Genomic DNA, 12,949 nt, shown 5'->3' with positions numbered 1-12,949 from the left:
TCAACGTCGAGACAAGTGAGAGCAAAGGTCCCTTGCTCTCTTCCTGGCCGAATCGCCCCAGCAAGCCGCCATCGGATGCCATGATCCCCTTCCCAACGGAAGGAGCCGCCATGGCTGGAAACGTTCCCCCGGTCGCCGACGAGCGCGAAGGTCTTCTCGCCTACCTCGAGCAGCAGCGCCACGTCCTGCGGATCGCGGCACACGGCCTCACCGAAGAACAGGCCAGAGCCGTCCCGACCAGAAGCTCGCTGAGCGTCGGCGGCCTGATCAAGCACACCGCGTTCACCGAAGACGGCTGGATCGACATCCTGCTCCAGAAGCCCTCGAAGCCGATGGACGAAGCGATGAAGGAGTACGAAGCCGGCTACGTGATGGCTGACGGCGAGACGCTCGAAGACGTTTTCGCGCGCTACGACGAGGTCGCCCGCCGAACCGCGGACGTCATCGCCGGTATAGCCGACCTCGGCCAGCCGGTCCCGGTGCCGAAGGGCGTGCCCTGGTATCCGCAGGACGTCGACGCGTGGTCGGTCCGCTGGGTGCTGCTCCACCTCATCGAAGAAACCGCGCGCCATGCCGGGCACGCCGACATCATCCGCGAGCACATCGACGGCGCGACGGCGATCCCGCTGATGGCCGCCGCGGAAGGCTGGCCGGAGACGCCCTGGCTCAAGCCCTGGTCACCTGCCCAAGGCAACTAGAACAACGTCGGTTCGTCCGCCAAAGCGCCTTCGATGACCAGCATCCGGCGCTTGGTGGCGACCCCTCCGCGCGCGGAGAAGCCGCCGTCCTTGCCACCCGCCGCGAGCACGCGATGGCACGGCACGATGATCGGGAACGGGTTCCGGCCCATCGCCTGCCCCACGGCCTGCGCGCCGCCGGGCATGCCGAGGATGTTCGCGATGTCGCCGTAGGTCAGCGTCTTGCCCGCGGGGATGGTGCGGATGAACTCGTAGACCCGGTGGTGGAACTCCGGCACGCCCTCGTAGTCGAGCGCGACGCCGGTGAGGTCGGTGCGCCGACCGCTCATCAACGAGATGATGTCGTCGATCGCTTTCTGAATTTCCTCCGGTGGTGTGGATTCGGTCGCCTCGGGAAGGCGCGCGGTCAGTCGCGCCCTCGTCTTCTCTTCACTGCCCTCGGGGAGCTGGACCGCGACGACCCCGCCTTCGCTCCACGCGATGCCGCAGTCGCCGATCGCGGTGCCGAACACGGAGTAGCCCGGTGCCGTCATGTGCCCAGGGTACGAGAGCGGTCCGACAGTTTCGGATTCGTCGCCAGGCCGCGGTGCCGCCCGAGTCGTCACTGCGGTAGGAGTATGGGAATGAGCGACCTCGTGCTTGATCACCTCGTCTACGCCGGGCCGGACCTCGAAGAGGCCGTCGCGCGCGTCGCCGAGCTGACCGGCGTCACGCCGGTACGCGGCGGAAGGCACGTCGGGTTCGGTACGGCCAATTACCTGGCCGATCTGGGCGCCGGCGCCTATCTCGAGGTGGTCGGCCCCGACCCGGACCAACCCGAGCACATCGGACCGCGCCCGTTCGGTATCGACGAGCTGACCGCGCCCGCCCTGATCACCTGGGCCGCGCGGGTGGAAGGCATCGACGAGGCGATCGCCGAAGCGCGTGAACGTGGCTACGACCCGGGCGAAGCGTCCGAGATGTCGCGGACCACCGACGACGGCGAGTTGCTGACCTGGCGGCTCACCGGTGCAGGCGGTCTCGACGGGCTCGCACCCTTCCTCATCGACTGGGAGAGCACCCCGCATCCGACGACGCGGGGGCTCCCGTCGATCCCGCTGCTCATGGTCACCGGTGTCCACCCCGAGCCCGCCGCGGTCGAATCCGCGGTCCGCGCGCTCGGGATGGACATGCTCGTCCGGCGTGACACGAAGCCCGGCCTGGTGGCCGTGCTGACGAACTCAGCGGGGAAGCAGGTCGCGCTGAGCTGAGCGGGTCACGACGGTGCCCTCTCGCCAGCCGTTGGTCATCGGCAGCCGCCGGTCCCGGCCGAACGCCTTGAACGTGATCTTGGTGCCCGGCGGGTACTGGCGGCGCTTGTATTCGGCCTTGTCGACCATTCGCACCACGCGATCGATGGTCTCCGGTTCGAAACCCGCGTCGACCAGGTCGACATAACCGCGGTCGCCCTCGATGTAGTCGTCGAGGATGTCGTCGAGCATCAGGTAGTCGGGCAGCGAGTCGCTGTCCAGCTGCCCCGGCCGCAGCTCGGCCGACGGTGGTTTGGTGATCGAGTTCTCCGGGATCGGCGGGGTTTCGCCGTTCTTCTCGGCTTCCGCGTTGCGCCACTTGGCCAGGTGCCAGACGTGCGTCTTGAACAGGTCCTTGATCGGCGCGAAGGCTCCGACGGCGTCGCCGTAGATCGTCGAGTACCCGACGGCGAGTTCGGTCTTGTTGCCGGTGGCGAGCACGAGGTGACCGTCCTGGTTGGACAGTGCCATCAGCAGCATGCCCCGGACCCTGGCCTGGATGTTCTCCTCGGCGAGGCCGGTCAGCTGAAGCTGCTCCACGTAGACCTTGACCATGTCCGCGATCGGCTCGACGCGGTAGTGTGCGCCGATCCGGCGGGCGAGGTCCTCGGCGTCGCCCTTCGAGTGCTCGGAGGAGTACTCCGAAGGCATCGAAACGCCGTAGACGTTGTCGCCGCCCAGAGCGTCGGCGGCCAGCGCCGCAACGACCGCGGAGTCGATGCCGCCCGAGAAGCCGAAGGTCACCGACGAGAAGCCGTTCTTGTGCACGTAATCGCGCAGGCCGACGACCAGCGCGTGCCACACCTCGGCTTCGTCCGACAGCGGCTCGCTGATCGCGGACTCGGTGCGCGGGGTGTACGCCGGAACCGGCTCCTCGCTGAGCACTCGGCGCTTCACCCGCAGGCCCTCGAACTCGCCTTCGGCGGTGTGCCCGCCCGACTCGAGGTCCGTGTCGACGACGAGCAGGTGCTCGACGAACTGGGGCGCGCGCGCCAGCAGGCGTCCGTCCGCGCCGACCACGATCGAGTCGCCGTCGAAGACGAGGTCGTCCTGGCCGCCGACCTGGTTCGTGTAGACCAGGGGTGCTCCGGCCTCGGCCGCGCGGCGAGCGATCAGCGGCAGGCGGATGTCGTCCTTCGCCCGCTCGTAAGGCGAAGCGTTGGGCGCGACCACCAGGTCCACGCCGGCCTTGCCCAGCGCGGAGATCGGGCCGCCGTCCTGCCAGACGTCCTCGCAGATCACCATGCCGACGTCGACACCGTGGAAGCGGACGACCTCGAGGTCGTGGCCCGGCTTGAACCAGCGGTGCTCGTCGAAGACGCCGTAGTTGGGTAGGTGGTGCTTGAACTGGCGGGCGACCACTTCGCCGCGGTACAGCGCGGCCGCCGCGTCGCGCGGGCCGGTTTCGTCCAGATCGAGGTACCCGATGTAGGTGAGGACCTCGCCGCATCCGGCGTCTTCGAGCCGCTTGGCGAGCGCTTCGACCATCTGCTTCGAGGCGGACGCGAAGGTCGGGCGGAGGGAGAGGTCCTCGACGGGGTAGCCGGTGAGGGACATCTCCGGGAAGACGACGACGTGGGCGCCTGCTTCGGCGGCTTTGCGAGTCCACTCGACGGTGAGCTCGGCGTTGCCTTCGAGGTCCCCGACGGTGGTGTTGACCTGGGCCAGTGCGATGCGCAGTTGCGGCATGCCGACATTCTCACCCACCGGCGTCCGCGGGGACGACCGGATGTGCCGAATCGCCCACCTGGGTCCGGCCGGCACGAAAAGAGAGCGGGGGACCTTTGCTATCGCTCTCCGAAAGAGAGTGACAGCAAAGGTCCCCCGCTCCCCGCTGAGGACCCGCGCGCTACTTGCGCTTGATCATGCTCCGCACCTTCTTGATGGTCTGCTCGAAGTCGGAGTCGAACGGGTTGTCGTGCACCAGGTAGGTCCACGTCGTGTTCGCCCGCCGCACGCCCGCGTCGCCGAGGTCGATCCCGTTCTCGGTGATCTCGGCTTCCTCGAGCGTCTTCGCCGCCCGCTCGGCCGCCTCCGGGATGATCTTGTGGAACTCGGGGATCGCCGCGCGGTGAAACTCGTCGATCGGCGTCTCCCGCGCCAGCGCCCGCAGGTGGATGCTCTCCCGCACGTCGGTCAGGAACGCCAGGTGGTCGGACCACAGCTGGTCGATGTGGAACAGCAGCACCTCGCGGCAAAGCTGCTCGACGCGAGCCTCGTCGTCGACAGCCTCCGAAAGCTCCTTGAACTTCTCCGGGTGGGCCTTCTCCAGCACCTCCGCCGCGTGCTTCGTCCGCAGCACCTTGTCCCGGTGCTCCAGCAGCTCGCCGCGCTGCCGCTCGATCAGCCGCGTGTAGCGCCACGTGTTCCGGTGGATCTCCAGGTCGACGCCCTCGGCGACGCGCTGCGCGTGGTTGATCTGCCGCAGCGCCGCCGGGTCGACGATCTCGCCGCTGCCCACGTCGGAGCTGATGCCCTCGGGGATGTCCGGCGCGTTCGACAGCACGAGTTCGTCGTTCAAGCTGGCGAAGAACACCGCGCTGCCCGGGTCGCCCTGGCGTCCGGACCGGCCGCGCAGCTGGCCGTCCAGCCTGCTCGACGGGTAGCGGGCGGTGCCGATCACGTGCAGTCCGCCCAGTTCGACGACCTCGTCGCGGCCTTCGCCGTCCTTGCCGCCCAGCCGGATGTCGGTGCCTCGACCGGCCATCTGGGTCGAGACGGTCACCGCGCCCTTCTTGCCGGCATCGGCGATGATCGCGGCTTCCTCGGCGTCGTTGCGCGCGTTGAGCACGACGCATTCGAGGTCGACCTTCGCCAGTTTCTCGGCCAGCTCTTCGGATTCGGCGACGTCCTGGGTGCCGACGAGGATCGGCCGCCCGGTCTCGTGCACCCGCCGGATCTCCTCCTCGATCGCGCGCAGCTTCTGCGACGGCGATCCGAAGATCCGGTCCTCCTGGTCCTCACGGATGTTCGGCGTGTTCGGCGGGATGACCGCCACCTCGAGCTTGTAGAACTCGCGCAGCTGCTCGGCGACCGCGACCGCGGTACCGGTCATCCCCGCGACCTCGGGGTACCGCGCGAGCAGCGCCTGCACGGTGATCGAGTCGAGGATCTCGCCACGGTCGGTCGCCTTGACCTGCTCCTTCGCTTCGACGGCGGCCTGGAGGCCGTCCGGCCAGCGCTGCAGTTCGGCGACGCGGCCACGCGCGGCGTTGATGAGCTGCACCTTCCCGTCGCGCACGAGGTAGTCGACGTCGCGGGTGAGCAGCGCGTGCGCGTGCAGCGCCACGTTCACCGCGGGCAGCCGGTCCGACCCCGTCTCGTCGTAGAGATTGATGTCGTCGCCGAGAGCCTTCTCGACCACCGAAGCGCCCGCCTTGGTCAACCAGGCGTTGCGGCCGTCGGCGTCGGTCTCGTAGTGCAGCCCGAGCCGCAGCCGCCGGACGATGTTCGCGACCTCTTCGTCGGCGTCGGTGTGGTCGATCGACCCCGCCATCACCAGCGGCACGCGGGCCTCGTCGACCAGCACGGAGTCCGCCTCGTCGACGATCGCGACCTCGGGCTCGCGCTGGACCAGGTCCTCTTCGCGGGTCACCAGCCGGTCGCGCAGCACGTCGAAGCCGATCTCGCTGACGGCGCCGTACGTGACCTCCTTCGCGTACGCCTCACGGCGCTCCTCGCGGGAGTGCGCGGGCTCGACCCAGCCGACGGAGACGCCGAGCAGGTCGTAGATCGGGCCCATCCACTCCGCGTCACGGCGGGCGAGGTAGTCGTTCACCGTGACGACGTGGACGTGCTTCCCGCGCAGGGCGTACCCGGCGCCCGCCAGCGCACCCGCCAGCGTCTTGCCCTCACCGGTCTCCATTTGCACGATGTGCCCGCTGAGCAGGCCCATCGTGCCCAGCAGCTGGACGTCGAAGGCGCGCTCGCCGAGCGCCCGCCGCGCGGCCTCTCGACCGAGCGCGCAGACCTCGATCAGCTGGTCGTTGCCGAAGGAAGCCGCGTCCCGAAGCTTGCCGGCCCGCTCTGTCAGCTCCTCGTCGGAAAGCTTTTCCAACTCGGGCTCGAGCTTCTCGATGGCCGGCAGCAGCGCTTCGTAGCGGGTCAGCTCGACGCTGCCCGGCCGCTGGATGATCCGGCGCAGCTTCTTGCCCACCCGGCTGATCAGTGCTGCCACCCCTGTGCTCCCGTCTGTTCTTCTGCCGTCCGCACCCGTACCACCAACGCAGTGGTGGTGCGGCCGAGTTCCACGGCCGATGGCACGATCCAACCGTGTCCACTCATGTCAGCGCCAGGTCCCGTGCCCGTCGATTCGCCGCGATCACGCTGTCCGGCCTGCTCGCGGTCACCGTCGCCGCCTGCTCGTCGGGAGAGGGTAGAACCCAGCCGCCGCCTCCGGCCACCGAATCGCACGCTCCGACCGGACCGGTGCCCGCCGGACTCGAGAAGTTCTACGGACAGAGCCTGACCTGGGCCGACTGTGCACCCTACGCGACATCCGATGACGCGAAAGCGGCGTTTCGGGTGAAGGACGCGCAGTGCGCTCGTCTGACCGTCCCGCTCGACTACGCGAAGCCCGAAGGCGACTCGATCACGCTCGGCCTGCTGCGCCGGAAGGCGCTGGAAACCGACGAAAGGATTGGCGCGCTCGTGGTCAATCCCGGTGGTCCCGGCGCTTCCGGGATGCAGGCCGCGGCCGGTCTCGCCTCCCGCACGGCGACGAACGAGCTGGGCAAACGCTTCGACATGGTCGGTTTCGACCCGCGCGGGATCGGCGCGAGCCAGCCGCAGGTCCGCTGCCTGACCGACGCCGAGCGCGACGCGGACCGCGCGGACGACAGCGAGACCGACGGCTCACCCGAGGGAGTGAAAAAGCAGGAGACCGAGTCCCAGGACTTCGCGGCGAAGTGCGCCCAGCGGACCGAACACGGCGCCGCGATGCTCGCGAACCTGGGCACGCGTGACGTCGTCAAGGACATGGACATCCTGCGCTCGGTCATCGGCGAGCCGAAGCTGAGCTACCTCGGCTACTCCTACGGGACGCGGATCGGCTCCGCCTACGCCGAGGCGTTCCCGGCGAACGTCCGCGCCCTGGTGCTCGACGGGGCCGTCGACCCGGAGCAGGACGCGGTGGAGTCGCTGGTCGGGCAGGGGCAGGGCTTCGGCAAGGCGTTCGGGGAGTTCTCGAACTGGTGCGCCGCGCGTGAGGACTGCGCCCTCGGGCGTGACGCCGCCGGCGTGACGAAGGCGTTCCAGGATCTGGTGCGCCCGCTGATCGACTTCCCGGTGCCGGTCAGCGACGGCCGCAAACTGTCGTACGAGGACGCGACGACAGGCGTGATACAGGCTCTCTACCAGGAAGATCTCTGGGAACCGCTGAACACCGCGCTCAACGATCTGAAGCGCCAGCGCGGCGACGGCCTGGAGAAACTGGCCGATCTCTACAACGAACGCGGCGCCGACGGCCGGTACGGGACGACGCAGGACGCGTTCGTCGCGATCCGCTGCGTCGACGACCCGCGCGTCACCGATCAGGCGAAGATCCTCGACGCGCAGAAGCGGTACGCGGAGGCGGCGCCGTTCCTCGACGACGGGAGGCCGGACGGTTCCGCGCGTGACGCCTGCGCCTTCTGGCCGGTGCCCAACACGTCCGAGCCGCACCAGCCGAACGTCGAAGGGCTGCCGAAGACGCTGGTCATCTCGACGACGAACGACCCGGCGACCCCGTACCAGGCGGGCGTCAACCTCGCGAAAGCGATCAAGGGAGCTTTGCTCACGTTCGAGGGCAACCAGCACACCGTGTTCCTCCAGGGCGTGTCCTGCGTCGACAAGATCGGCATCGATTACCTGGTGAACGGCGCCCTGCCGGACGAGGGCACGCGCTGCGCCGCCAAGTAACGAGTTCGGCGCGAAGGGCCCTGAGCGGCCGGGACGCTGCGAAGATCGCGAGATGAGCCTTCGCCGCGTCCCGGCCGTGCTCGTCGTCGCCGTGCTGGTCGCCTCGTGCACGACGCAGCAGCAGCCGCAGCCCGCGCCGACGGCGTCGCCCACGACCACCGCGTCACCGACGCCGGACCCGAAGGCGCTTGAGAAGTTCACTCAGCAGGAGCTGGAGTGGGGCGCGTGTGAGTCTTCCGCGGACAAGGCGTTCGACTGCGCGAAGCTCACCGTGCCGCTCGACTACCTGAAGCCGGACGGCGAGACGATCTCGATCGGCGTCCTCCGGCACAAGACGAAGAGCACCGGCGGGCGGATCGGTTCCCTCGTGCTCAATCCGGGCGGCCCCGGTGGCTCGGGCGTCTCGGCCGCGGCGCGGATCGCGAAGTCCCGGCCCGCGGCGGCGCTGGCCGAGCGCTTCGACATCGTCGGATTCGATCCGCGTGGAGTCGGGACCAGCGAGCCGAAGCTCGTCTGCCTCACTGATGCCGAGCGCGACGCTGACCGCGCGGAAGATTCGGAAAGCGACTCGACGCCCGCCGGGATCGCGAAGCAGCTCGCCGACGCCAAGGCGTACGCCGCGAAGTGCGCCGAGCGCACGAAGCACGGCAAAGAGCTGCTCGCCAACATCGGGACCAGGGACGTCGTCCGCGATCTCGACGTCCTGCGCTCGGCCCTCGGCGACGAGAAGCTCACCTACCTGGGCTTTTCCTACGGCACGCAGATCGGGACCGCCTACGCCGAGGCCTATCCGGACAAGGTGCGCGCGTTGCTCCTCGACGGTGCGGTCGATCCCCAGCTCGACACCGCCGAGTCGCTGGTCACGCAGATGGCCGGCTTCCAGAACACGTTCGCCGAATTCGGCAAGTGGTGCGCCGCTCGCGAAGACTGCGCGCTCGGCCGGGACGCGGGCGCGGTGACGAAAGCGTTCCAGGACCTGGTCCGGCCGCTGATCACCGAACCGGTGCCCGCGGGGACCCGCAAGCTCTCGTTCGAAGACGCCATCACCGGGACCAGCGCCGCGCTGTACTCGCAGGACGCGTGGAAGTTCCTCAACGACGGGCTCGCCGAGCTGAAACGGGGAAGCGGCAAAACCCTGGTCGCGCTCGCGGACAACTACTACGGCCGCGAGACGGACGGCCGGTACACCGGCATCCTCGACGTGTACTTCGCGGTCCGTTGCGTCGACAGCACGCGGATCGCCGACAGGCGGGTCATCGAAGGCGCCCACCAGCGGATGCTCCAGGGCGCACCGTTCCTCGCCGGTGGCACCCCGGACATGAGCGAGCTCGACATCTGTTCGATTTGGCCCGTGCCCGCCACTTCGGAGGTGCACAAGCCGGACATCGACGGCCTGCCGAAGCCCCTGGTCATCTCGACCACCGACGACCCCGCGACCCCGCACGCGTCCGGCGTGAATCTCGCGCGGGACCTCAAGGGAGCTTTGCTCACGTTCGAGGGAGCGCAGCACACGGTCTTCCTCGAGGGGAACGAGTGCGTCGACAGAGCCGGCATCGCCTACCTGACCGACGGCGAACTACCCGCCCCCGACACCCGCTGCTCCTAGCAGGGGAGCAAGGGACCTTTGCTACCGCCCTGCCCCGATGACCACCGAGTTATGCCTGGTCAACGCCAGTTCGAGCATCACCGCGAACTCCTCCGGCCTCGTCGGCGGCACCTGCAGCCACACCCGCACCAGCCGCCGCGGCTCGTCCCGCGAAATCCACAGCTTCACGAACACGTCCGACTTGATCTCCGGCACGATCCCGCCGATCACCGCGGCCGGCACCTTCGCGGCGATCCGGAACGACTCGGTGTCCTGCACCCGCTCCCATCGCTCGCCCCGCAGGTCGGTCGCGCCGGTCAGCAGCCGTCGAAGTCCGCCTTCGGGCCCGAGCATCGCTTCGGGCGTGTACGGCGCCGAAGCCGGAATCACGCGCTCCCCGCGAGGCCCACTGAGCGTGATCTCCGAGCCGGACAGCCGGTACTTGACCTTCATCCGTTCGAAGTCGTCCTGCAGGTCGGCATTACCGACCGCGCCACCCTCCAGACTGACCTCGCCGTCGAGTCCCCGCACCGGCAGGCCGGTGACGACACCGTTCACCCCGAGCGTGAACCGCACGCTGCGCAACGAGACGAGGGAGTCGGCCGCCGCGCTCACGTATTCCTCGGCAGGCGGCAACGGGGGAGACCCCGCGCAGCCGCCGATGAGCCCGATCGTGAGCAGCAGCGCCGGCACGAGGTGACGGCAGCGCATGGCCAAGAGCCTATGGCCTTGGCCCGAATCTTTCGCACAGTGTCCTTCCGGCCGCTTTCGCCGCGAGCCGCCGCCGATGAGGCTGTATCCGTGCAACCTCAGAACCGGCTCCACCGCGCGTGGTTCGTCGCCGCCGCCGCATTCATCGCCCTGCTCGCCGCCGCCGGTTTCCGCGCGGCTCCCGGCGTGCTCATCGACCCGCTTCACAACGAATTCGGCTGGTCGCGCGCGACGATCGCGTCGGCCGTCTCCGTGAACCTCGTCCTTTACGGCCTCTTCTCGCCTTTCGCCGCAGCTCTCATGGAGCGCTTCGGCATGCGGCGCGTCGCCTCGACTGCGTTGTTCGTCGTCGCGATCGGCGCGGGCGGCACGGTGTTCATGGACGCGAGCTGGCAGCTCATCCTCTGCTGGGGCGTCCTGGTCGGCGTCGGCACCGGCTCGATGGCGATGAGTTTCGCCGCGACGGTCGCCGCCCGCTGGTTCGTCCGCAGCCGCGGCGTCGTCACCGGGGTCCTCACCGCGGCGGGCGCCACCGGCCAGCTCATCTTCCTCCCGATCGTGGCGAACCTGGCCGTCGACGAAGGCTGGCGGACGGCGTCGCTCGTCATCGCCATCGCCGCACTGGCGGTCGTGCCCGTGGTTCTCCTGGTGGTCCGCGATCACCCGTCCGACGTCGGAATGACCGCTTACGGCGCGGAGCCCGGTGAAGTCGCCCCTGTCGCCCGCACGGGTGGTTCCGTGCGCCGCGCGCTCTCGGTGCTCGGCTCGGCAGCGCGCACGAGGACGTTCTGGCTGCTCGCCGTCGGCTTCGCGATCTGCGGCGCCACGACGAACGGCCTGGTCAGCACCCACTTCGTGCCCGCGGCGCACGACCACGGCATGCCACAGACGACGGCCGCCGGACTGCTTGCCCTCGTCGGGATCTTCGACGTCGTCGGCACGATCGCCTCCGGCTGGCTCACCGACCGCGTCGATCCGCGGATCCTTCTCGGCGTCTACTACGCCCTTCGCGGCGTTTCGCTCGCCCTGCTCCCTCAACTGTTGAGCGGAACGGTGGAACCGAGCATGTGGGCGTTCATCATCTTCTACGGCCTCGACTGGGTGGCGACGGTTCCGCCCACGGTCGCGCTCTGTGTCCGGCAATACGGCGCCGCCGGGCCGATCGTCTTCGGCTGGGTCTTCGCCAGTCACCAGCTCGGGGCCGGTCTCGCGGCCTTCGGCGCGGGCGCGATCCGCGATTCATCGGGCAGCTACGCGCTCGCTTGGTACATCGCGGCGAGCCTCGCCGTGGTCGCTTCGGTCGCTTCGCTGGCGATCACCAAGGCGGCCAGACCCGAACCGGCGCTCGTCGGGTGATCCACCACTTCCGGTCGATCGGCGCGTCGCGAAACATGTCGTTAACACGTTCTCGTTAGGGTGCGGCCATGGATCGCCAGCAGGAGTTCGTGCTCCGTACCTTGGAAGAGCGCGACATCCGTTTCGTCAGGCTCTGGTTCACGGATGTGCTGGGGTTTCTCAAGTCCGTCGCGGTGGCGCCCGCCGAACTCGAGGGCGCCTTCAGCGAGGGGATCGGCTTCGACGGATCGGCCATCGAAGGATTCGCGCGGGTCTACGAGTCCGACATGGTCGCGAAGCCCGACCCGGCCACGTTCCAGGTCCTCCCGTGGGAGACCCCGGACGGCGGCCCGTACTCGGCGCGCATGTTCTGCGACATCGCGATGCCGGACGGCTCCCCGTCCTGGGCGGACCCCAGGCACGTCTTGCGCAGGCAGCTTTCCAAGGCGGGCGAAGCGGGCTTCACCTGCTACGTCCACCCCGAAATCGAGTTCTTCCTGCTCGCCAGCCTGCCGGACGACGGCAGTGAGCCCGAGCCCGCTGACAACGGCGGCTACTTCGATCAGGCCAGCCACGCCACGGCGACGCACTTCCGACGGCACGCCATCGAGACGCTCGAGGCGATGGGTATCTCCGTCGAGTTCAGCCACCACGAGGGCGCGCCCGGTCAGCAGGAGATCGACCTCCGGTACGCCGACGCGCTGACCATGGCCGACAACGTGATGACCTTCCGCTACGTCGTCAAGGAGGTCGCGCTCACGCAGGGCGTCCGCGCGACGTTCATGCCGAAGCCGTTCACCGATCAGCCGGGCTCAGGGATGCACACCCACGTGAGCCTGTTCGAGGGTGATCGCAACGCCTTCTACGACGCGGAGGACCCGTACGAGTTGTCGGCGACGGGTAAAGCGTTCGTGGCGGGGCTGCTGCACCACGCGAAGGAGATCTCGGCGGTCACCAACCAATGGGTGAACTCCTACAAGCGGCTGATCAGCGGCAGTGAGGCCCCGACGACCGTTTCGTGGGGCCGCGCCAACCGCTCCGCGCTGGTCCGGGTGCCGATGTACTCGCCGGGCAAGGCGTCGTCACGCCGCGTGGAGATCCGCACGCTCGACTCTGCGTGCAACCCCTACCTGGCGTACTCGGTGATCCTGGCCGCCGGTCTCAAGGGCATCGAGAAGGGCTACGAGCTCCCGCCTCCCGCCGAGGACAACATCTGGCAGCTCTCGGACGCCGAGCGCCGCGCGGCCGGGTATGCCCAGCTCCCGCAGAACCTCGGGGAGGCGCTGTCGGAGATGGAGAAATCGGAACTTCTGCCCGAAGCGCTCGGAGAGCACGTTTACGACTTCTTCCTGCGTAACAAACGTGTTGAATGGGATAACTACCGCAGCGCGGTGACCCCGTACGAGCTGCGGACCCTGCTTCCGGTTCTCTAG

General features: G+C 68.8%; 10 protein-coding genes. 6 read left to right on the top strand and 4 right to left on the bottom strand.

Annotation, left to right across the window (positions count from 1 at the left end; translation table 11 throughout):
* The first annotated feature begins 110 nt into the window (after positions 1–110).
* The gene (locus tag BLW75_RS17835) at positions 111–698 is read left to right on the top strand and encodes a DinB family protein (RefSeq protein ID WP_034313055.1); all 588 of its coding nucleotides are present in this window, start codon (positions 111–113) and stop codon (positions 696–698) included.
* Here BLW75_RS17835 and BLW75_RS17830 read toward each other — a convergent pair.
* A complete protein-coding gene (locus tag BLW75_RS17830) occupies positions 695–1,231 on the bottom strand; it encodes a methylated-DNA--[protein]-cysteine S-methyltransferase (RefSeq protein WP_034313053.1) in 537 nt (178 codons plus the stop codon). The two genes, BLW75_RS17835 and BLW75_RS17830, sit on opposite strands and share 4 nt — an antisense overlap.
* 90 nt (positions 1,232–1,321) lie before the next feature.
* On the opposite strand from BLW75_RS17830, the gene BLW75_RS17825 reads away from it, so the two are divergent.
* Positions 1,322–1,948 (top strand): VOC family protein, encoded by a 627-nt coding sequence (locus BLW75_RS17825; protein WP_034313051.1) that lies wholly within the window; start codon positions 1,322–1,324, stop codon positions 1,946–1,948.
* On the opposite strand, the gene BLW75_RS17820 is transcribed toward BLW75_RS17825, so the two are convergent.
* Positions 1,919–3,676, bottom strand: a complete 1,758-nt coding sequence (locus tag BLW75_RS17820; protein ID WP_034313049.1) for an NAD+ synthase — start codon at positions 3,674–3,676, stop codon at positions 1,919–1,921. The genes BLW75_RS17825 and BLW75_RS17820 overlap by 30 nt on opposite strands.
* A gap of 160 nt (positions 3,677–3,836) precedes the next feature.
* Complete coding sequence (secA2, locus tag BLW75_RS17815) at positions 3,837–6,164, bottom strand: accessory Sec system translocase SecA2 (RefSeq protein ID WP_091597796.1); 2,328 nt, start codon at positions 6,162–6,164, stop codon at positions 3,837–3,839.
* A gap of 149 nt (positions 6,165–6,313) precedes the next feature.
* Here secA2 and BLW75_RS17810 point away from each other — a divergent pair, with 149 nt between their 5' ends.
* Together BLW75_RS17810 and BLW75_RS17805 are read left to right on the top strand one after the other, a co-directional pair.
* Complete coding sequence (locus BLW75_RS17810) at positions 6,314–7,885, top strand: alpha/beta hydrolase (protein ID WP_198935872.1); 1,572 nt, start codon at positions 6,314–6,316, stop codon at positions 7,883–7,885.
* 52 nt (positions 7,886–7,937) lie between these two features.
* Positions 7,938–9,491: an alpha/beta hydrolase gene (locus tag BLW75_RS17805; protein WP_034324804.1), complete on the top strand. Its 1,554-nt coding sequence runs from the start codon at positions 7,938–7,940 to the stop codon at positions 9,489–9,491.
* A 21-nt stretch (positions 9,492–9,512) separates the two neighbouring features.
* Here the strand turns inward: BLW75_RS17805 and BLW75_RS17800 are convergent, their stop codons facing one another.
* Complete coding sequence (locus tag BLW75_RS17800) at positions 9,513–10,181, bottom strand: LppX_LprAFG lipoprotein (protein WP_034324806.1); 669 nt, start codon at positions 10,179–10,181, stop codon at positions 9,513–9,515.
* A 90-nt stretch (positions 10,182–10,271) separates the two neighbouring features.
* On the opposite strand from BLW75_RS17800, the gene BLW75_RS17795 reads away from it, so the two are divergent.
* Both BLW75_RS17795 and glnA read left to right on the top strand, forming a co-directional pair.
* On the top strand, positions 10,272–11,537 hold the full coding sequence (locus BLW75_RS17795) for an MFS transporter (RefSeq protein WP_034324808.1): 1,266 nt from the start codon (positions 10,272–10,274) through the stop codon (positions 11,535–11,537).
* Positions 11,538–11,605: 68 nt separating this feature from the next.
* On the top strand, positions 11,606–12,949 hold the full coding sequence (glnA, locus tag BLW75_RS17790) for a type I glutamate--ammonia ligase (protein ID WP_034324811.1): 1,344 nt from the start codon (positions 11,606–11,608) through the stop codon (positions 12,947–12,949).

Source organism: Amycolatopsis lurida, assembly GCF_900105055.1.
Classification (GTDB): domain Bacteria; phylum Actinomycetota; class Actinomycetes; order Mycobacteriales; family Pseudonocardiaceae; genus Amycolatopsis; species Amycolatopsis lurida.
The sequence above is the reverse complement of the archived record's forward strand: the minus strand, read 5'-3'. Positions and strand labels throughout refer to the sequence as shown.